The 22,344-nt window shown below is 38.9% G+C and carries 17 protein-coding genes; 11 read left to right on the plus strand and 6 right to left on the minus strand.

Annotated features, from left to right (window positions below):
* Positions 1–161: 161 nt before the first annotated feature.
* The 5 genes from uxuA to GFB47_RS15450 are packed head-to-tail and all read right to left on the minus strand — an operon-like array spanning position 162 to position 5,642.
* Positions 162–1,223 (minus strand): mannonate dehydratase, encoded by a 1,062-nt coding sequence (uxuA, locus tag GFB47_RS15430; protein ID WP_153448858.1) that lies wholly within the window; start codon positions 1,221–1,223, stop codon positions 162–164.
* A gap of 12 nt (positions 1,224–1,235) precedes the next feature.
* The gene (locus GFB47_RS15435; RefSeq protein WP_153448859.1) at positions 1,236–2,714 is read right to left on the minus strand and encodes a mannitol dehydrogenase family protein; all 1,479 of its coding nucleotides are present in this window, start codon (positions 2,712–2,714) and stop codon (positions 1,236–1,238) included.
* Between the two features lie 55 nt (positions 2,715–2,769).
* Positions 2,770–3,738 (minus strand): TRAP transporter substrate-binding protein, encoded by a 969-nt coding sequence (locus GFB47_RS15440; protein ID WP_153448860.1) that lies wholly within the window; start codon positions 3,736–3,738, stop codon positions 2,770–2,772.
* 17 nt (positions 3,739–3,755) lie between these two features.
* Positions 3,756–5,114, minus strand: a complete 1,359-nt coding sequence (locus GFB47_RS15445; RefSeq protein ID WP_153448861.1) for a TRAP transporter large permease — start codon at positions 5,112–5,114, stop codon at positions 3,756–3,758.
* Positions 5,115–5,117: 3 nt separating this feature from the next.
* Positions 5,118–5,642 (minus strand): TRAP transporter small permease, encoded by a 525-nt coding sequence (locus GFB47_RS15450; protein WP_178306533.1) that lies wholly within the window; start codon positions 5,640–5,642, stop codon positions 5,118–5,120.
* Between the two features lie 349 nt (positions 5,643–5,991).
* On the opposite strand from GFB47_RS15450, the gene uxaC (GFB47_RS15455) reads away from it, so the two are divergent.
* Complete coding sequence (uxaC, locus tag GFB47_RS15455) at positions 5,992–7,395, plus strand: glucuronate isomerase (RefSeq protein WP_153448862.1); 1,404 nt, start codon at positions 5,992–5,994, stop codon at positions 7,393–7,395.
* 156 nt (positions 7,396–7,551) lie between these two features.
* A complete protein-coding gene (locus GFB47_RS15460; protein ID WP_153448863.1) occupies positions 7,552–9,039 on the plus strand; it encodes a UxaA family hydrolase in 1,488 nt (495 codons plus the stop codon).
* A gap of 89 nt (positions 9,040–9,128) precedes the next feature.
* Here the strand turns inward: GFB47_RS15460 and GFB47_RS15465 are convergent, their stop codons facing one another.
* Positions 9,129–9,854 (minus strand): GntR family transcriptional regulator, encoded by a 726-nt coding sequence (locus GFB47_RS15465; protein WP_153448864.1) that lies wholly within the window; start codon positions 9,852–9,854, stop codon positions 9,129–9,131.
* A 356-nt stretch (positions 9,855–10,210) separates the two neighbouring features.
* On the opposite strand from GFB47_RS15465, the gene kduI reads away from it, so the two are divergent.
* The 9 genes from kduI to GFB47_RS15510 all read left to right on the plus strand — a co-directional run bounded on the left by kduI (position 10,211) and on the right by GFB47_RS15510 (position 22,234).
* The gene (kduI, locus tag GFB47_RS15470; RefSeq protein WP_153448865.1) at positions 10,211–11,050 is read left to right on the plus strand and encodes a 5-dehydro-4-deoxy-D-glucuronate isomerase; all 840 of its coding nucleotides are present in this window, start codon (positions 10,211–10,213) and stop codon (positions 11,048–11,050) included.
* A gap of 120 nt (positions 11,051–11,170) precedes the next feature.
* Complete coding sequence (gene kdgK, locus GFB47_RS15475) at positions 11,171–12,103, plus strand: 2-dehydro-3-deoxygluconokinase (protein WP_153448866.1); 933 nt, start codon at positions 11,171–11,173, stop codon at positions 12,101–12,103.
* A 36-nt stretch (positions 12,104–12,139) separates the two neighbouring features.
* Entirely contained in the window at positions 12,140–12,763 is a 624-nt protein-coding gene (locus GFB47_RS15480; protein WP_153448867.1) for a bifunctional 4-hydroxy-2-oxoglutarate aldolase/2-dehydro-3-deoxy-phosphogluconate aldolase, read from the plus strand.
* A 391-nt stretch (positions 12,764–13,154) separates the two neighbouring features.
* Positions 13,155–14,339 (plus strand): alginate lyase family protein, encoded by a 1,185-nt coding sequence (locus GFB47_RS15485; protein WP_153448868.1) that lies wholly within the window; start codon positions 13,155–13,157, stop codon positions 14,337–14,339.
* 95 nt (positions 14,340–14,434) lie between these two features.
* The gene (uxaC, locus tag GFB47_RS15490) at positions 14,435–15,889 is read left to right on the plus strand and encodes a glucuronate isomerase (protein ID WP_153448869.1); all 1,455 of its coding nucleotides are present in this window, start codon (positions 14,435–14,437) and stop codon (positions 15,887–15,889) included.
* 54 nt (positions 15,890–15,943) lie between these two features.
* Positions 15,944–17,974, plus strand: a complete 2,031-nt coding sequence (locus GFB47_RS15495) for a heparinase II/III domain-containing protein (RefSeq protein WP_153448870.1) — start codon at positions 15,944–15,946, stop codon at positions 17,972–17,974.
* Positions 17,975–18,389: 415 nt separating this feature from the next.
* Positions 18,390–20,156 (plus strand): sodium:solute symporter family protein, encoded by a 1,767-nt coding sequence (locus GFB47_RS15500; protein WP_153448871.1) that lies wholly within the window; start codon positions 18,390–18,392, stop codon positions 20,154–20,156.
* Positions 20,157–20,548: 392 nt separating this feature from the next.
* Positions 20,549–21,238, plus strand: coding sequence for an oligogalacturonate-specific porin KdgM family protein (locus GFB47_RS15505; RefSeq protein WP_407701714.1), 690 nt, complete (start codon positions 20,549–20,551; stop codon positions 21,236–21,238).
* A gap of 273 nt (positions 21,239–21,511) precedes the next feature.
* On the plus strand, positions 21,512–22,234 hold the full coding sequence (locus GFB47_RS15510; protein WP_153448873.1) for an oligogalacturonate-specific porin KdgM family protein: 723 nt from the start codon (positions 21,512–21,514) through the stop codon (positions 22,232–22,234).
* Positions 22,235–22,344: the final 110 nt, after the last annotated feature.

The raw sequence follows: 22,344 nt of genomic DNA on the forward strand, positions 1-22,344 counted from the left end.
TTTTCCTAGCCTCAAACCAAATCCATCCCATTTATTCCGACCAATTCCCATCTATTCCTTATATTGTTCATTTAAATAGTCTTCATACACTCATTATTATAAATTAAAACGCCTATCTTTCGGGATAGGCGTTTTTATAATAGTAATGAAAATCAAAGTGATTATTTGCTGTTTAAATTATCCCAAACACCAAGAATGTACATGATCCCAAGTGCACGGTCGTATAGACCATAACCAGGACGAGCCCATTTTTCTTCACCCCAAATATGGCGGCCATGATCTGGGCGAACATATCCTTGGTAATTATATTTATGCAGTGTTTGGATCACTTTAACCGTATCAACAGAGCCATCACAAGCACGATGCGATGATTCAATAAAATCACCATTTTCAAAGCGTTTTACATTACGAATATGGATAAAGTGAATACGATCATGTACTTCATCAATAATATCAGGGATATCATTGGCAGCTGAACCTAATGAGCCACAGCATAAACTTAAACCGTTATATGGATTATCAACTAACTTAAGGAAACGCTTAATATTATCTTTATTGATGATAATTCGAGGTAAGCCAAATATTGGGAAGGCAGGATCATCTGGGTGAATACCCATTTTAATATCACACTCTTCACATACTGGAATGATTCTCTCTAGAAAATATTGTAAGTTTTCCCAAAGTTTTTCAGAATCACAATTTTTATATTGCTCAAATGTTTCTTTTAGGTTCGCCAGGCGCGCAGGTTCCCAACCCGGCATGGTAACTTCAACATTTTTAGAAATAGTTTCAATGAGTTCTATTGGATCAATATCATTAATCTTACTTTTTTCAAAAAACAAAGCATTAGAACCATCTTCCATCTCTTTATACAGCTCTGTTCGAGTCCAATCAAAAACTGGCATAAAGTTATAACACACGACTTTTACGCCAACTTTGGCTAAACGGCGTAATGTTTCGATATATATATCAATATACTTATCACGACTCGGTAAGCCTAACTTAATGTCTTCATGGACATTAACGCTTTCGACAACATCGATATTAAAGCCAGCATCTTCAATGATTTTCTTTTCCGCGAGGATCCGCTCTTCGCTCCATAACTCCCCTGCTTGCATATCATGTAATGACCACACAATGCCTTCAACGCCTGGGATTTGCTTTATATTGGCTAACGTAATTTGATCATTACCTTCGCCATACCATCTAAATGTCATTTTCATTTAAATTATTTCCTATTTATTCATTACGAATTGATGAACGGATTCTTTCGCACCGTGTTCATTCAATGTATTCAATGCTGATAATAAGTTCGATTTGAATGTTTCGTTAGCCGCTATTTTTTTATTAAACATTTGTTCTATTGATAAAAATGCATTAATTAAAGACTCGGATTCTTTATTGTTAGCCCAAATATCAGTAAAGGTCTCTTTCAGCGGGTCTTGTACATCAATATCATTACCTTGCTCATCGATACCACTTGCATACTTAATCCAAGCGGCTAACGCAAGGTATAGGCCTTTAATTTGAACATTATTGTCTAGGCCATATTGAATGGTTTCTAACCAACGCTGTGGAATTTTTTGTGAGCCATCCATCGCGATTTGCCATGTACGATGTTGTAATGCCGCATTCTCATAGCGCTCAATCAAGGAATCTTTATAAGCGCCTAAATCTATACCTTCAATATGGATAGAAGGTGAAATTTCTGTATCCATCAAATACCGTACAAACGTTTTAAATTTATCATCGTTCATCGTTTCTGAGACGGTTTGGTAACCTGATAAATACCCAAGATAAGCAATAGCAGAGTGTGTGCCATTTAATAAACGTAGCTTCATTTCTTCAAATGGCACCACATTATCAGTGAATACAATATTAGAAATCGAGGTTTGATCCCAAGCCGGTCTTTCATTAATAAATTTATCTTCAATAACCCACTGCAAGAATGGTTCGGTCATAACACAAGCATGATCGACTAAACCTAGGACTTGTTCTATTTTCTTCACATCGTCATCCGTTGTTCTTGGAACAATTCGGTCAACCATAGTGCAAGGGAATTTAATATTCGCTTTAATCCAGGTATGTAACTCAGGATCATAAGCTTCGGCAAAATCTAAGACTACTTGCTCAAGAACATGACCATTCTCAGGTAAGTTGTCACATGTTAATGGAGTAAATGGTGCAATATTATTGTTACGACGATATTGAATCGCATTGATTAAAAATCCGATCGCCGATTTTGGTTTATCTAGGTTAGCCAAATCATGCACAATGAATGGATGCTCTAAATTCAAATGCCCATTAGCGGGATTATGGCAATATCCTTTTTCAGTAATCGTTAGTGATACAACCTTCACATCACTACTGTGCATGTATTTTAGAACTTCGTCGCTTTCATCGCTGTTAATTATACGGTCTACAGAACCAACAACATGTAGAGTTAGATCTTCGTTATAACCAACACCAACTGTATATAAATTATCTTGTGGACTTAATTGAGATTTAACATCGATACCACCCCAATTCACACCAACAATTTTCCAGTTACCGCCAATTTCACGCATAAGCGTATCTGTAATTAAAGCTTGATGAGCTCGGTGAAAAGCGCCAAAACCTAAATGAACAATGCCAACAGTCGATGCTTGAATTTGTGTATTTGGCTTAATTTTTGCGTTAGCTTGCGCAATATTTTGATTCGAAAGTAAATTCATTTTTATATCCAATAAAGTAAAGCATATGCAGCGAACCGCATATGCTTGGTGTTAATTATTTTTGAGCATCTTGAATTTGGTTTAACATATCAGCCAAATCTGGATTTTCTTTTTTGAATTTTTCATATACAGGTTTCACTGCTTCTTGGAATGCAGGGATATCACTGTTCACAAAGTTCACTTTTTGCGCTTTAAGATCAGTTAATGATTTATCAACATACGCGTTCCAGTTGGTCTTTTGTTGCTCAACAGTTTCTTTAGCGACTTTACGAATCGCCACTTGTTGGTCTGGCGTTAAGTTATTCCAAACCGTCGTAGATACCACTAAGACATCAGGAACCATGGTGTGCATATCGTATGAGAAATATTTTTTAACTTCATAATGACGAGAAGAGTAATAAGATGGGATATTATTTTCTGCTCCATCTACAACACCTTGTTGAAGCGCTGAATACAACTCACCGTATGGTAGTGGTACCGCTGTCGCGCCTAATGCTTTCATGGTATCAATAGAAATTGGTGAGTTTTGCACACGAATTTTCATACCTTTCAAATCAGAAGGCTCTTTGATTGGCTTATCGGCATAGAAACTACGCTCACCTGCATCTAAGAATGCAAGGCCAATAAAGCCTGATTTTTCAGATGATGCTAAGATTTCGTCACCAATTGGACCTTCTAATACCTTGTCATAGCTTGCTTTATCTTTAAATAAGTAAGGCAGTGATAAAATATTATAATCTGGCGCAAAAGTACTTAAAGGAGCAGCACTGACTTTAGTAAAGGCAATAGTTCCATTTTGAACCATTTGCAATAGATTCGTTTCATCTCCTAAAGTACCGTTTGGATATACCTTAACGCGGATATGAGTTTCAGCTTTCACTTGCTGAGCAAACCATGTCAGTGATTTATGCACCGGATGTTCCGTTGGCAATGCGTGCGCAAGCTTTAATGTCGCGGCCTGAGCTTGAAATGCCATAGCTGATACTAAAGCGACTGACATTAGTAGTTTTTTCATGTTTTTCATTCAAATGTTCCTTTTTATTATTGTTGATAGCCCGCAAGGCGAGGTAGCCAGAGAGATATCTCAGGGAATATAGTAACGATAGCAAGTGTAATAACCATGATTGCAAATAGAGGCAATAATTTAGGTACAACCTGACCTAACTTAGTACCAGACACACTACAACCAACAAACAACGCAGTTCCTACAGGTGGAGTACAAATTCCGATACACAAGTTAAAGACTAAAATGATACCGAAGTGAATAGGATCAATACCCAATTGAGTCGCAATAGGTAAGAATATCGGGGTAAAAATTAATACCGCTGGCGTCATATCCATAAAGGTACCAACTACCAACAAAATCACGTTCATTAACAGCATAACCATTATTGGGTTATTCGATGCTGCTAAAACAAAATCAGCAATGAATCCTGGGATGTCAGCGTTTGCCATTGACCAAGACATCATTGACGATGTCGCAACCATAAGAAGAACTATCGAGGTAGTAACCACACTTTCAATCAATAAAGGAAGCATGTCTTTCATCTTTAATTCACGATAAGCAATACCAAGGATCAAACTGTAAACCACCGCAATAGCTGAAGCTTCCGTCGCGGTAAAGATACCGCCTAAAATACCCCCCATAATGATGACAACTAGGCTTAAGCTAGGTATGGCATCAAGGACAACTTTTCTTTTCTTCTCTTTAAAGACGATACGTTGAGCTGGGATACCAAAACGTTTACCTAAAAGGAAGATACCAATCATAATGCCCAGTCCCATTAACAAACCAGGTAAGTAACCCGCAATGAAGAGATACTGCACAGAGGTGGTACTAACAAGTGCGTATAAAATCAAGATATTTGATGGTGGGATTAATAAACCCGTAGGACATGAAGCCACATTCACAGCAGCAGAAAACTCCGGTGGATAATCATGCTCATCGTATAATGGTTTCATGATGCCACCAACCGCAGCAGCAGAAGCCGCAGCTGAACCAGAAAGAGAACCAAACATCATGTTGGCTAGTACGTTAACATGAGATAACGAACCTGGAAGTTTGCCACCAAATATCATGGCAAAGTTAATCAGTCGAGAAGCTAATCCTCCTCGATTCATTAAATTCCCAGCAACGATGAAAAAGGGCAGCGCGAGCAGACCAAAATTATCGAGCCCATTAGCAAATTTTTGTGAACTAAGCACCATTGCTTGATCGAGAGGAAAGTCAATGAATATAGTTAATATCGCAGCGATACCAATTGAAAATGCAATTGGCACGCCGATAAGTAATAAAACACCTAATACGCCAAACAATACAGCGACAGGAATAAAATCAAAGAACACATCTGGCGCATTGGCGAGAAAGTGTGCTGAAAATAATAAATCTAGTAAAGTCATTGTTTATTTTCCTTGAGTTTCATTTTTAGGCGAAACAAGTGATATAACGGATTCACAAATATCAACTAAACCATAATAAAGGATAAGCACGCCTGAAAAAGGAACCACTAAATATACGTAACCCATTTTTAAGCTTTCACCAAAAATCTCAATACCTGGTGAAATCTGACCATGACGTAAGGTTGAACTCACCATCTCACCGCCACCATAAATCAGGGCAACAGCAGCAAATGCACAAATAATAAGGTTAATGATAATGCCAAGTATTTTTTGACCTCTTACTTCTAACTTCGAAGCCAATAATTCTAATGCAAGGTGACGTTTAATTGAGTAGGTATACGCCCCTCCTAAAATACCAATCCACATTAGTAAATAACGAGAGAGTTCATCGGTAAAACTAGCCGGATCTTGAAGTACAAAGCGAGTAAATACCTGCCATACAACTGCAATAATCATGACTATCATAAAAAAAGCGAGCAAGTACTCCAGTGCCTTTCCTAGATAGTTGTTGAATTGTTTTACAATCATTTTATCCTCTTTAGATCTGTTTTATGCTGCAAGTTAAATTATATCCATTTGATATTAATGATAATTTATCATCCAACCTAACATTGGTCAGACCAAAATGACATATATCACCTCTTGATTAGCCATACTATGTATTGGTATGACATCTAAAACCAGAACCAAGATCAACAAAACAAAATTAAACTTACAAAATGTTACATTATTTGAAGTTGATCACTAAAAAAACATCACTAAACCCTACTATTTGCGTGATATCGCACAATTAAACCGCTACTTTAATAGCTATTGCTCTTTTAAATGTTAGTGGCTTATACTTGATAAATCAGTATAACAACTTAAGGAAAACCTAATGAAACCATTCCTTGGTGAAGACTTTCTTCTGCATAATGAAACGGCTCGTCGTCTCTATCACGAAGTTGCTCACAACTTACCTATTTTAGATTATCACTGCCATTTGATCCCAGGCCAGGTCGCTGATGATTATCGCTTTAGTAACCTAACTGACATCTGGCTGCGTGGTGATCACTACAAATGGCGAGCTATGCGCAGTAATGGTGTATTAGAAAAATATTGTGCGGGGGATGCTTCAGATAAAGAGAAATTTTTAGCCTTTGCCAAAACAATTCCAAATACAATTGGTAATCCAATTTATCATTGGACACATTTAGAATTACGTCGCCCGTTTGGTATTACAGACCTAACATTAAATGAATCCAATGCTGAACGTGTATGGGATCAATGCAACGAAATGCTAGCAACTCCTGAATTTAGTGCACGTTCGATTATGAAAAAGATGAATGTTGAGATGGTGGGCACAACGGATGATCCTATTGATGATCTCAGTGCACATAAAAAAGTCGCCGATGATGGGAGTTTTGATGTTCAAATGCTGCCAAGCTGGCGACCAGATAAAGCTTATAATGTAAACTTACCGACCTTCCCTGCTTATATCCAACAATTAGCCAAAGTTTCTGATGTCAACATTGAGAACTTTGATTCTTTAACTACCGCGTTAAACAAACGTCTAGACTATTTTGCTGCACATGGTTGTAAAGTTTCTGATCATGGTTTAGACACCGTTGTTTATGCAGAGTCCACTCCCGCCCAACTTGATGCAATCTTATTGAAAGGCTTGCAATTAATGCCGCTCTCAGATGATGAAGTTGCGCAATTTAAAACTGCAGTATTAGTTTTTCTTGGGCGTGAATATTCAAAACGTGATTGGGTGCAGCAATATCATATTGGTGCGATTCGTAATAACAATAGCAGAATGTTGACCTTACTTGGTCCAGATACTGGTTTTGACTCCATTCATGACCAATTGATCGCCAAACCTTTATCACAATTATTGGACGCGCTAGATAAAGATGATGCGCTGCCTAAAACCATTTTATACGCTCTAAATCCACGAGATAACGAAGTGCTTGCCACAATGTGCGGTAATTTCCAAGGTGGTGGGATCGCAGGAAAAATTCAATTTGGTTCTGGTTGGTGGTTTAATGACCAAAAAGACGGAATGGAGCGTCAAATGGCGCAACTTTCTCAACTTGGTTTACTCAGCCGATTTGTCGGTATGCTGACCGATAGCCGCAGCTTCTTATCTTATACTCGTCATGAGTATTTCCGCAGAATCCTTTGTCAAATGATTGGCCAATGGGTCGAAAACGGTGAAGCGCCAAATGATTTTGATTTATTAAGTAAAATGGTCGCCGACATTAGCTATAACAACGCAAAAGAATATTTTAGATTATAGTTCCCCCAAAAAAAGTGAGAGGAGTGATCGCCTCTCACTTATTACTTACCCAATAAACTTACCTCACCTAATCGCTTGAGTGTATCAGATCCAAAATCACATATTATATTAGGTTGGCATCACCATAATTATCGAAATTTTTCTCTAGGAGGCCATATGAGCCAACTGTTGCATATTCACCCCAAAGATACTGTCGCGGTAGCATTAACCGATCTAGAGCAGAACGTTGAAATGAACGTAAATGGTCTAACATTCAAGACTCAAGAAACCGTCACTCAGGGCCATAAAGTTGCCCTTAAGAATATAAAAACGGGCGATCATATATTCAAATATGGTGCACCTATTGGACATGCTCTAAATGATATAAAACAAGGCATGGTTGTAAACCAACATAATATTAAAACAAATCTTAATAAGATCACCGAATACTCCTATCAAGCCAAGCATCAAACGGTATCTAGCCCACTCTCCAACAGAGCAATCAATATATTTCGTCGCGCTAATGGCCAAATCGGGATTCGAAATGAATTATGGATCATTCCGACTGTCGGCTGCGTGAATGCGATTGGCTCTATGATGAAAAAACAGTTTTTACAACACAATGACTGTGAAAAAATTGATGGTATCCACGTTTTTAATCATCAATTTGGCTGCTCACAATTAGGTGATGATCATAACAATACGCGCTTATTACTCCAAAATTTAGCATTACACCCCAATGCAGGTGGCGTATTGGTTTTAGGCTTAGGGTGCGAAAATAATCAAATAAAAGCATTCAAAGAAACCCTAGGTGAATTTGATGAGAATCGAATAAAGTTTATGGTCTGCCAAGAACATGACGATGAAATTGATACTGGTTTATCCATTTTGAATGATCTATACCATCAAATGGAAAATGACCAACGTTCGATTGGGCATATTCATGAGCTTAATTTTGGTTTGGAATGTGGTGGTTCCGATGGATTATCAGGTATTACCGCTAATCCTTTGCTCGGACAATTTTCAGATTATGTAATTAGCCACGGTGGCACGAGTGTTTTAACTGAAGTTCCCGAAATGTTTGGTGCAGAGCATCTTTTGATGCAACGTTGTCAAAATCAGCTCATATTTGATAAGACCGTCGAAATGATTAACGCGTTTAAACAATACTTTATTGACCATGATCAGCCAATTTATGAGAACCCGTCTCCGGGCAATAAAGCGGGAGGGATCAGCACTCTAGAAGAAAAATCCTTAGGTTGTACTCAGAAATCCGGCCAAAGCGCGGTTATTGAGGTATTGCACTATGGCGAGCGTATTCACAAGCGCGGTTTACACCTATTAAGCGCACCGGGTAACGATGCTATTGCGACATCTGCCCTTACTATTTCACATTGCCATATGGTTCTATTTTCTACTGGGCGAGGCACCCCTTACGGCGGTCCAGTCCCCACACTAAAAATTGCGACAAATTCAAGTTTAGCAAAGCGAAAACCTCATTGGATCGATTTCAATGCTGGTCAATTAGTAGAAAATAAGCCAATGGATATCCTTCTTAACGAGTTTATCGACCTAGTGGTTTCGGTTGTGAATGGGAAGCAAGCTAGAAATGAAATTAATGATTTTAAGGAAATTGCAGTCTTTAAAACAGGCGTGACTCTTTAATTTAACCCAAGCGACTTTAATTTAACTCAAAGTAACTTTAATTTCGGCCCCCCCAGGAGAAGTCACTGGGGGAGTATCCATATAGTTAATTATAGTAACGTACTTTCAGAATATAGAAATCGGTCATAATCTTCAGTGCTGGCATCAAACAGCATTTTCTTGGTTTTTTCTATATGCATCCAAGACTGTTGTTTTGCATCTTCAGCATCCCTTTTCATCAACGCTTTTAAAATTGCATCGTGATCATGACACCAACTCTTAATTTTTTCTTCATCAATATGTTCGTGTAATTTTTTCCAATACGGATTATTTTCTCGATGATTACATAGCAATTCAGCGATATGTACCACTGCCGAGTTTTGAGTACAGCGAGCTAATTGAATATGAAATTCTCGGTCCCAATGTGAATCGCGAGAGTTATCATCAACTCTAGCCTGATCCTGAATTTTCATTAAAGCGACTAAATCTTGCTTAGTCGCTTGAGTCGCGGCAAACTCCGCAATGCTGCTTTCAAATAATTGACGAGCTTGCAGTAATTCAAATGGTCCCCAACTTTCCATTGGCGATTCTTCTGCATGAACTTGGGTCAATGGTTTTGAATTCACAACTTTGATGCCAGAGCCTTTGCGAACCTCAACATAGCCTTCAACCTCAAGCATGATCATCGCTTCACGTACCACAGTGCGACTCACTTCCATTTGTTCAGAAATGACCCTTTCTGCGGGCAACATTGAACCCACTTGATAGCGGTTGTTTTTAATATCATTTTTAAACTGTGCCGCAATTTTTTGATAGAGCTTAGTATTCGTTTCCATAATCGATAACCTTACATTTGTTATACCAATAATTATATCACAGTTCACTGTAAGAATATAAATTTGATGGCTATTTCCTCAGTATTTTACAATCGATTTTATCTGTACCTAAAAATAGCAATCAAAACGCGTTTGCAATCATATAAACACCTAAAAACAATAAGGTTTATCTAAGAGGGCCTTCTCATTTCATTAGGTTTTCACCATCCAAAAACACAAATAACCAAACAAAAAAACGTTACGCTCATCATAATTAAAATATGATTTCATTTAAGGTTAATCCATTTTGGTATATCATATATTTAATCTTTTCTGACCGTCTAAGCCACTCAAACCCAAATGATGAGAGTATTATTATGATAATTCGTCAAGCATCAAACATGGAAGATGCCAAACAATATGATACCGATAGATTGCGCCAAGAGTTTTTGATTGAAAGCTTATTTCAATCTGGAACAACCAATGTTATCTACAGTCATATTGATAGAATCGTAGCTGTCGGTGCTTGTCCCACCACAGAGCCTCTCGCATTAGCGAGTGCCATCGACAATAAAGCATTTGGGACTGATTTTTTCTTACAACGGCGAGAGATCGGCATTGTTAATTTAGGAGGAAAAGCTGAGGTTACATGCGGTAATGAAACCTACATATTAGACCATTTAGATTGTGTCTATTTAGGGCAAGGTTCTGATAACATTCATTTTCATCCTTCGACTACCGAAAATAAAGCGCAATTTTATGCTCTTAGCACACCTGCACATCATTCCTATCCTAATAAAATCATAACGAAAGATCAGGCCAATAAAATCTCATTAGGTTCTGATGAAATGGCAAACCAGCGTCTATTAACTCAGTATATACATCCTGATATTCTTCAAACTTGTCAATTATGTATGGGGATCACTCACCTGTCACCGGGGAGCGTATGGAACACAATGCCGGCACATACGCATGAGAGAAGAATGGAGATCTATTGCTATTTCAATATTAAACCACAACAAGCGGTCTTTCATATGATGGGAGAACCGACTCAAACTCGTCATATTATTGTACAAAATAATCAGCTTGTTTTATCTCCAAGTTGGTCCATCCACTCTGGCTGCGGAACTCAAAATTATAGCTTTGTATGGGGAATGGCAGGCGAAAACCAAACGTTTGATGATATGGATTTCGTCGAAACATCAAATTTACGATAGAGTCACCTATATGCTAAGTTAACATCGAATACATTAAAATTAAAACCACGTTTCATTTTTAATTGACCTGCACTCGGTGATTGTCAATAATAGAGTCAGATTGAATAAGGAGAATTTTTTATGCACGCGAATCGTATTGCCATCATTGGTGAATGCATGGTTGAGTTACAAAATACAGGTGATGCGACCTATAAGCAGAGCTTTGGTGGCGACACTTTAAATACCGCATTGTATCTTTCACGTTTAACCCACTCGCATCAATTGACCACTTCGTATGCTACAGGCTTAGGTAAAGATCCGTTCAGTGTTGCGATGCTAGATTCATGGCAGCAAGAAAACATTAATACCGATCTAGTCCATATATCGGACACAAAACTGCCAGGCCTGTATTCAATTTCGACCACACCTGATGGTGAGCGTACGTTCCAATACTGGCGTAATGATGCCGCGGCGCGTTACTGGTTACTGGAAAGACCGACTGAGACTATTATCGATTCATTAAGTCAAAATCAACTGATTTACTTAAGTGGCGTTAGCCTTGCCATCTTGCCAACTGAAGCCTTAGATAAACTGTTTACTGTCTTAACCGCGTGTAAATCCAAGGGTTGTAAAATTGCCTTTGATAACAACTATCGCCCTGCTTTATGGGAAACAAAAGCGCAAGCACAGCAAGCTTATAACACCATGCTGAAATTAACCGACATTGCCTTTCTCACTTATGATGATGAAGAAATGTTGTATGGTGATACTTCTGAACAGCAAGCGATTGATCGCACTCAAGCCTTAGGAGTGAGTGAAATAGTGATCAAACGTGGTTCACAAGCGTGCTTTGTTATTACCGAAGATCAACGTATTGAAGTCGCGCCAAAGCCAGTCATCGGCATTGTGGATACGACCGCCGCTGGCGATTCTTTTAGCGCTGGTTATTTAGCCAAGCGTTTACTCGGTGGCACGATAGAACAATCGGCACAAATGGGACACACATTAGCCGGCACGGTTATTTGCTTTCCGGGCGCAATTATTCCAAGTGATAAAATGCCAACACTCAACTAATCAACACTTATTTTAAAATTCCAGCAAGGATCCAAAATGAAAACGTTAAATCAACGCCTTAATGAAATCAAAGTGGTACCTGTGATTGCAATTCATGACGCAGATAAAGCAGTTAAACTCGCGCAAGTACTGGTTGAAAATGGTCTACCATGCGCAGAAGTCACTTTTCGCACGCCAGCTGCTGCCCAAGCGATTAAAAATATGCGCGCCGCCTACCCTGAGATGTTAATTGGCTCAGGTACCGTGTTAACAGCAAAGCAAGTAGATGAATCAATAGAAGCGGGGGTCGATTTTGTAGTGAGCCCTGGCTTTAACCCAACCACGGTCAAGTATTGCCAGCAACGTGGCGTGCCAATCATTCCCGGCGTCAACAATCCAAGCTTGGTTGAGCAAGCTATGGAAATGGGGCTCGATACTTTGAAATTCTTTCCGGCAGAACCTTCTGGCGGCGTGAATATGCTTAAAGCTTTAACAGCGGTTTATCCTATTACCTTTATGCCAACTGGTGGCGTAAATCCTAAAAACGTCAATGATTATCTTGCGATCCCAGCGGTTATTGCTTGTGGTGGTACTTGGATGATCCCGAACGATTTGATCGATAACGAAAAATGGGATGAATTAGCTAAATTAGTGGCCGAAGTGTCAACAATTTTAAAATAATGCATCCTTTTGTGTAAATGCTTAACCTATACCGATCAAAATAATTAGCTGATCAGATAGCTACTACGATTAGTATTAAATGCCATGTTGTTTTGAAATAACCTCAAAACAACATGGCATTTTTATGTCCTCTATCCAATTCCGCATTTTTGCTGCACTGATTGCACCTTTCCTTTTTCATCTTTAGTTCAGTAACGATTTTCATTCTTATTTGGTAATTTAATTCGTTATTGATGTCACATTTCAGTCTTAAAAATAAGAAAAAGAACACTGTTGATATATAATTGAACCATCATTTCAATTATCAAAGATGAAGAACATTAATGTATCGCTACATCAAACGCTTTTTAATTAATGACGTAATTACTCTGAAAATAAGAAAGGACGAAAAATGAAAAAGTCACTACTTGCTACCGCTATTTTAGCTTCAACTTGCTTTTTTTCTAACGCACTTTATGCCGCTGATATAAACTTCATCTCTTACGATGGAAACATTCTTGCCAAGAACAAAGCAGAACTGACCGACAGTAATCCTGCTCTCAAAAAATTAGTCTCACTTGCCAATAAAGCATTAAAAGTTGAGATTGACCCGGTCACCAACAAAACGTTACTTTCTGCCAGTGGCGATAAACATGATTACTTTAGTTTCGGTCCTTACTGGTGGCCAAACCCAGACACCAAAGATGGTTTACCTTATGTACGTCGTGATGGCGAATACAACATGGATACCAAAACCGCTGCCACCGATAAAATGCGCATGATCCGTTTTGCTAAAGATGTGCAAAATTTAGGTCTGGCTTACTACTTTACCGACAATAAAGCGTACGCAGAAAAAGCAAAACAGCAGCTTGACGCATGGTTTGTTAATCCAAAAACAAGAATGAATCCAAACATGGATCACGCACAAGCGATCCCTGGCCGAGTAGATGGGCGAGGCATTGGTATTATTGATAGCCGTCTATTAATTGGAGTGATGGATTCAGTAGAAATGCTGCGCCCGACCATGACAGATAAAGAATACAACGCTGTGGTTAAATGGTATGCCGATTTTAGAGATTGGTTAGTAACAAGTCGTAATGGGTTTGAAGAAGACAACTGGCACAACAACCACGGTTCTTGGTATGACGCGCAAGTGGTGGCATTCTCACTATTTACTCATGATATGGATCTTGCTAAAAAACGTTTAGAGATCACACAAATGCGTCGTATCGGTGGTCAATTTGATATCGAAGGTAAACAAGGTGCAGAGCTCGAACGCACTAAGCCTTGGCATTATTCCAATTTTAACCTTGAAGCGTATAACCTATTAGGTCGTTATGGTGAGCTTGCTAAAGTTGATGTTTGGAACTACAACATTGATAAACACTCCCTAGAAAATGGTTACAACTTCATTGCGAAGAATGTGGTTGATACTAATATCTGGGAATATAAGGGCTTAAAAGAGCGTGATGTTAATATTGCTTACGAAAATATGTTAAATGCCAAACGTGCTTATAAAGACCCAATCTTTGATAAAGCGGTAGAAAAACTAGAGTCGGCAAATAAATCGAACATCGAGAACTTACTTTATAAATAATATCTTTTTATAAAAGATCTCTTGTTATAAATAGTACTACCCGAGCCCTCTTCTGTTGAGGGCTCAATACCTTTTTTTATCCAATAGGCCTAAGCATGACAAAAGCTTACATCCATAATGACTTTTTACTGCAAAATGAAACAGCAAAACATCTGTATCATACTTATGCCAAAAATTTACCGATTATTGATTACCATAACCATCTTGATGCCAAGGAAATTTATGGAAACAGCCAATTAAAGACCATTAGCCAGGCGTGGTTAAGTAGTGATCATTACCTATGGAGAGCGATGCGCAGTACTGGTATCGATGAACATTTTATTACCGGCTCAGCCAGCGAGTTTGAAAAATTCCAACGTTGGTGTGAATGCGTACCTTACCTAATTGGCAATCCACTTTACGCTTGGTCTCACTTAGAGCTCAAACGCTACTTTGAGATCGACACTCTGATCCAGCCAAAAAACACCAATCTACTGTGGCAACAATGTAATGACCAACTGGCCCACCCTAACTTTCGGATCCGCCAAGTCATTGAACGTTCTAATGTTGATATACTTTGCACCACCGACAGTCCATTGAGTGCTCTCAAGTATCATCAAATGCTTGCACAATCAGATTTCAGTAGTCGAGTTTTGCCGACCTTTCGTAGCGATGATGTGTCTCAAATAGAAAACAATCATAAATTCAAAGAGATTGTGAACCAGCTTTCTTTTGTGTGCCACCAAGCTATTAATAATTTTAGTGACTATTTAGCCGCATTATCTCAACGTGTTGAGTTTTTCCATCAACAGGGTTGTCGCTTATCTGATTTAGGTTTAAAGAAAGTGCATTTCACACCATCAACACCTCAAGAGCTTGACGTTGCTTTCGCTAGAGTGTTGTCTCTATCATCTCTCACTCAGAAGCAGACTAAGCAATTAGAAAGCGCCATTTTCGTACACTTAGGCAAGGCATATCATCAACATGGTTGGACAATGCAGTTGCACATTGGCGTACATACTAACGTTAATACACGTCGATTTAAGCAAGTTGGTGCCGGTACTGGCTTTAGTGTAATGAACGATGACAGTATTGTAGAAAATGTCTGTTTGTTGCTTGATCAGCTAGACCAAAAAAACGCACTGCCACAAACCATTTTATATAGTCTTAACCCTAAAGATTTCGAGCCACTGGCTTCTATTTTAGGCGCGTTTCAAGACAATGCTCATGATTCAAACGCCACAAACCACTCACCAAGCACCCCACCCAACGACAGTAGAATGAGTAAAATTCAACTCGGCCCAGCTTGGTGGTTTAACGACCATAAGGATGGCATGGAAAAACAACTCAAGACACTTGCAAACTTGGGTGCGCTCGGTCGTTTTATTGGAATGTTGACCGATTCTCGCAATGTTTTCTCACTTTCAAGACACGAATATTTTAGGCGAGTGCTCTGTAATCTCATTGGTGATTGGGTTGAAAAAGGAGAAGTGCCGAATGACGAAACCTTACTCAAAAACACCATTGAAAATATCTGTTATTACAATGCAAAGGCCTATTTCCGCTTTTAAAGCGTCCCTTTCCATTAATTAAAAAATCATGAAAACCAAAGAATTAGGTGAATTATGTTGCAATTTAACGCACAAGAAATGACGAAAATCAAAAGCAAAGCCTCAGCCGATATTATCCAGCAATTGATCGATGACAACCAAGTAGTATTATCATCCGACACCTTAGTGCCACCCGATGCCCGTGCGACTTGGAATCTCTATTACTTTTGTCCAGATCACTCAGTACGATTAGATTGGCAACGGGATAAATCCACCGAACATTGCTGCCCTGTCGATGGCAAAGTTTTTACCGGCGAACCTTATGATGGTGCTTGGTGGCGTGGACTCAACGGCCTAAATGCCAAAGCCTGTAACGAATTAGGCCTATTGTGGCACTTAACTGGCGAAGACCATTACTTTGACAAAGTGCGCGAGATTTTACTCGGCTACGCTACATATTACCCTGATTATGAAGAACACGGCGGTATTCCTTATAACGGCCCGGGCAAAGCCAATGCACAAACCTTATGTGAGGCAAACTGCAATCTCGACTTTGCCCGTGGCTATGATTTTATTCGTGATGGATTAAATAGCGAAGACCGCACCTACATTGAAACCCGCTTGTTATGCGAAGGCGCTGAGTTTTTAATGCAACATCGTAGTGATCAGTTACATAACCATGAAATGAAAATCAGCGCCACGGTCGGGATAATCGGACTCATCGTCAATAAACCCGACTATATTGAGTTCGCGCTAAATTCGAACTATGGCCTGATTTATCAACTTGAACACGGCGTCAATCAAGACGGCTTATGGTTTGAGGGGTCTATTCATTATCATTACTATGCCTTACAAGCTTTGTTGGCGTTTGAGAAAATTGCGCATCACACCGCTTATTCAGTCAAGCTGCAACCAAATTACCATAAGATGTTAGCCTTCCCATTGCAGCTGATCAGCGCCACTGGTGATTTCCCTCGCTTAAATGATTGCATTGCGGGACAAGAAAAGCTAAACCACACCCATATATTTGAATTTGGTTACCAACAATTTAACGATCCACTCTTTGCCCAAGCACTGAGCACTATTTATCAAGATACGCCTCGAAATAACATTGAAGCATTATTGTATGGTGTCGATCAATTACCAGCTTCAGAGCCTATCGCTTGTCATGCTATTCACGCCCCATTATCAGGATTGACCATATTGCATAATGAAGCGAGCCAAAACATGATGTTACTCAAACATAGTCCTTATGGTGGCGAACACGATCACTATGACCGTTTAGGAGTTATCCTATGTCGCCAAGGAAAGGAGATCATTCCCGATCTTGGAACTACGGGTTATGGCGCAGAAATGCATTATGGTTATTATAAAAATACCGTTACTCATAACACGTTAGCCATGAATCAAAAAAACCAACCACCCGCGAACCCAACCACCGTAAACTTCAAAAAAACGGACAGTTTCACTTATATCAGTACCCAAGTTGATTGGTCACAATCCATTCAAGAACTGGATAGCCATACTATTGTTCAGTGGGATGATGAGGCTTATAAAGCAGTCACTTTCCGCCGCAGTATTTTATGGTTAACCGCTGAAGATTCGCTCAATAACGTGGCGATTGAAATCAATCAGATCAGCAATCCACACCAACAACAGCTAGATTTAAGTTGGCATATTCGTGGCTACCTTGACCCGACCCAGCAAGAAGCAGAATTCAAACCTGTCACCACGCCATTTGACGGCCCATTACAGCGCATGACCGACTGTCATGTTCATCAACTCACTCAAGTAACGCCATACCGCTTTACGATCGCAGAGCAAGCCGATTTCAATATGCATCTTTTTTCCCAGCAAGAATGTGAAGTGCTAACTGGGCAAGCGCCGGATAACCCAGCGACAAGTGATCTAAGTTACTTAATGCTCAGAAGTCAAAGCCCACTCTTTAATGCAGTTGCGGTACATGATCTAAGTACCTGCGTACCGTTGCAGAATGTAGCCATATCATGGGAGAAGGATAAGTTGCATATTGAACTTACCCGCAATGAGATTAAGGCAACTTTCTGTATCGACATTGCAAAAGATGAAGTGATAAAGAACATCTAAAATCAGCGTATAAAGCACACTGGTTCCCTTTGAAGACTTATTTTTAAAATAGGTCTTTTTAATTCATTCTCAGTTAGGGTGAAAAGAAGCTAGCACTACCGAACAGCAATCAACATTTGCTAAAAACCTACACATCATTGCCGAGTAGATAATCGCAGCGATGAATTATTTGTCTCTACATCTAATCCCCTAAAATTAAGATCTCGCACCAAATCATTACATTTATGCGCCTTTTATTTCGAGGAGCAGAAGATAGATGGAAAGTAACAATCTATCCCAACAAAAAAAAGCGATTAAGATCACAAAAAAAGACAACGCAAACTAAATGAACCGACGTTTTGATTACGATCACATACCTGTTTCATTATTATCGCTAGTATTAATAAAAATTAAAACAACGTTTTAGGAATAAATTATGAACTACGATTACCTTGTAATAGGCGGATACTTCTGCTTAATGATCTTTATCTCACTGATCTTTAAGAAAATGGCAAGTAAGAGCACCAGTGACTACTTCCGCGGGGGCGGTAAAATGTTATGGTGGATGGTTGGTGCAACAGCCTTTATGACGCAATTTTCAGCATGGACGTTTACTGGTGCTGCAGGTAAAGCTTTCAGTGATGGCTTTGCTGTTGTTGGCGTCTTCATCGGGAACATACTGGCCTATTTTGTTGCCTATCTTTACTTTGCACGTCGTTTTCGCCAAATGCGCGTAGATACGCCAACGGAGGCGATTCGTCGTCGCTTTGATGCTAACAGTGAACAGTTTTTCACTTGGATTATCATCCCATTAAGTATTATCACAGGTGGGGTATGGCTAAATGGTTTAAGCATCTTTGCTTCTGCTGTTTTTAATGCCGATATCATTACTACAATTTGGATCACTGGCCTAGCAGTACTGATTATTTCCTTGCTCAGTGGCGCCTGGGGTGTTGTTGCCTCTGACTTCATTCAAACATTGGTTATTGCCATCGTATCGGTTGCTTGTGCTATTGTGGCATTGATTGCCGTTGGCGGCCCTACCGAAATCGTAACCAAGTTCCCATCAGGATTTTTTATTGGTCCTGATATGAATTACCCACTTTTAATTGTCTGCTCATTCTTATTCTTTATCGTTAAACAATTACAAAGCATTAATAACATGCAAGATGCTTACCGTTTTTTAAACGCGAAAGATTCTAAAAATGCCAACAAAGCAGCACTGATGGCCGGCTTTATGATGTTGATCGGCACAATCATTTGGTTTATTCCACCGTGGGCATCGGCAATTCTATACCCAGATGCAGCCGCTCAATACCCAGAACTTGGTGCAAAAGCACGCGATGCGGTTTATTTAGTCTTTGCGCGAGAAGCAATGCCTATAGGTACAGTAGGCTTGCTGATGGCTGGTCTATTTGCAGCCACAATGTCTTCAATGGATTCTGCCCTTAACCGTAACTCAGGTATTTTTGTTCGTAGCTTCTACGCCACGATCATTCGTAAAGGTAAAGCGTCGGACAAAGAACAATTACGCGCAGGACAAATCACCTGTGTGGTAAACGGGCTGCTCGTTATTTTGATGGCGCAATTCTTTACTTCACTAAAAGAACTCAGCTTATTTGACCTTATGATGCAGGTGTCTACCCTACTTCAAGGGCCAATCCTAGTTCCTCTTTGTTTTGGTATTTTCATTCGTAAAACACCAAGTTGGGCACCTTGGGCGACCGTATTGTTTGGTGCCTTTGTCTCTTACCTTGTTCTTAATGTATTTACACCACAGGTTGTCGGTTCTTGGTTTGGGTTAGAAAACCTAACGGGCCGTGAAATCTCTGAGTTCCGTACCACGATCACTATTGTGGCGCACTTGGTTCTTACTGCTGGTTTCTTCTGTGCTACCACCTTGTTCTACAAAGAAGAGAAGAACACCAACCTAGAAGTTCAAGAGGCATTCTTTAAAGATATAGAAACAGAATGCGTAGCGGCAGAAGGACAAGATATTGTTGATAGCATGCAGCGCCACAAATTAGGTACGCTGGTTATGTATATGGGTTACGGATTAACCGCAATGGTCTTAATTCCAAATCCAATGTGGGGGCGACTATTATTCTTAGCTTGTGCCGCAACAATTCTTCTCTTTGGCTATTTACTAAAAAGAAGTGCTCGAATAGATGAAACCAATAACTTAAGTAAAGCATCTAACTAATCAATAGATCGCAACGGGAAGTGGCCAAGAAACCTTGGCCACTATTTCAATTTACCTAACCTCTACCTTATCTTGGTTACATCTTATTCTGCCATTACCTTAAAATCCTACAACCTGGCACCATACAAAAAATCAACAAAATAGACACAAATATAAACATTGTTATTTAGGTCACACATTATGTAACAAATCATTTCCATCTGCACTATTGACATATAATATTACAAATAAGATTTGTGCCTAAAGCCATCGTTATTATTAATAACTTCCGCTTTTCACCATTCTTAATGCTCAATATAATCGCTACAAAATAAAGAATTCGGTTTAAGTGATCATCATAGATTATAGAACCGTGCATTAATTTTTATTTATACGAGTTTATTATGAAAAAAATACTAACATTATCTCTATTTGCAATCGCTGTTACTTCAACATCTGCTTTCGCAGCTTCTATAGATTTTCGTCATGAATATAAGCATGATACTGAGGCCAATAATAACCGAGTGAAAATTTCCGGCAGCACTGGTGGTAATTTTTATAGTGTTGAAATGAAATTTAATGGCTCAGATGGTTACTGGTTTAATAATATGGAGCGTGGTGATTCCGAATTTGAATATGGTTATAAGTTCACATTAAATGATAATTGGGCAATCCAACCAAGTATGCCAATTACGATGGGCGATCACAAAACCACATATAAACCTCAAGTTCGCGTCTATTATAATTTCGATTCAGGAATCACAACGAAACTACGTTACCGCTACGGTATTGTCGATTACACCAGCGATATAGAGAATGCAGGTAAGGATAATTATGAATACGGTCAGTTAACCGGTAATATTACCTATACTTGGAAGGATGCTTGGAACTTTGATTTTGAAGCAAATTATTATCAAAATTACGATAAAGATGTACTGCTATTCGACAATGATAATACCAACTATGAACTTAACTTAAAGATTGGCTATAAAATTGGAGAAACCAATTGGCGTCCATACGCTGAGTTTGGTAGTGTTGCTGTCGATAAATATACTAGCGATCGTCAATTACGTAGTCGTATTGGTGTCACTTACAGTTTCTAATAGTGTAAGCTGGTTAGTTACCTGATTTGGATGAAGAAGAAACTACTTAGATATAAATACACCTCCTCATTAAAATAAAGTCCACTAGTGATTCAAGATCATTTGTGGACTTTAATTAAATTCCAACAACATTAACAAGATCAAGTTCAAACAATAAGAGCAAATAAATTAAAATAACGTTTCACTTATCACAATAAATAACCTTTCCACTTCAAATTATAGCTAAAACCTTTAGTATTAATAATGTTAAAACATAATAATAAAGGACTAATAATGAAAAAAGTTATAACACTATCACTACTCACAATGCTAATGGCATCGGCAACAGCATCAGCAACTTCTATCAATTTACGCCATGAATTCATCCCTGAAAAAGATGATTTAAACTCTCGTCACCGCGACCGTATGACGATTGCACATACCTTTAATAATGGTATTGGCATAAGTGGGGAATTAAAATGGGGCTATGCCGAAGATGACCTTGACCTAAGCCAACTAAGAAGCGTAGGACAAGAAGCTATTATCAGTTACAACTACAAACTAACCAAGTCGCTAACAATACAACCTGCTTACGGCTTAGATGCTGGAGATACCTCTGTTACTCATAAATTAAATTTAAAAGGTACACAAAAATTAACCGATAATTGGAAAATAGCAGCACGCTACCGATATGGTTATAAGAATGTCTCTTTAGCCCACACCGACAATAGCCACTACCATCAAATCAATTTAACCAGTGGTTACAAAGTTGGCGATTTTGGCTTAGGTATCGATTTTGAATTTAAACTTGAACAAGAAAAAAGCACAGGTTACAAAGGTCATAATGACTATCTAAATTTGGTTAATTTCACAGCAGATTATCAAGGGTTTGAAAGTGGTTGGATCCCATTTATCGAACTTGGAATGGTCGCGCAGAATACAGATAAAGATACCCCCGCACCAGGCAAGGATGAATACGTAGCTCGTTACCGCGTGGGTATGAAGTACAATTTCTAATTTTACATTTAAGCAATTCCCCCATTTAAATTAGAAAAAAAGTCACATTATCACCTTGATCACTTGGAAAAATGATCATTAAGCAAAGAGATAAGGTGGCTTTTTGTATC

It is taken from the genome of Vibrio algicola (genome assembly GCF_009601765.2).
Lineage (GTDB): Bacteria > Pseudomonadota > Gammaproteobacteria > Enterobacterales > Vibrionaceae > Vibrio > Vibrio algicola.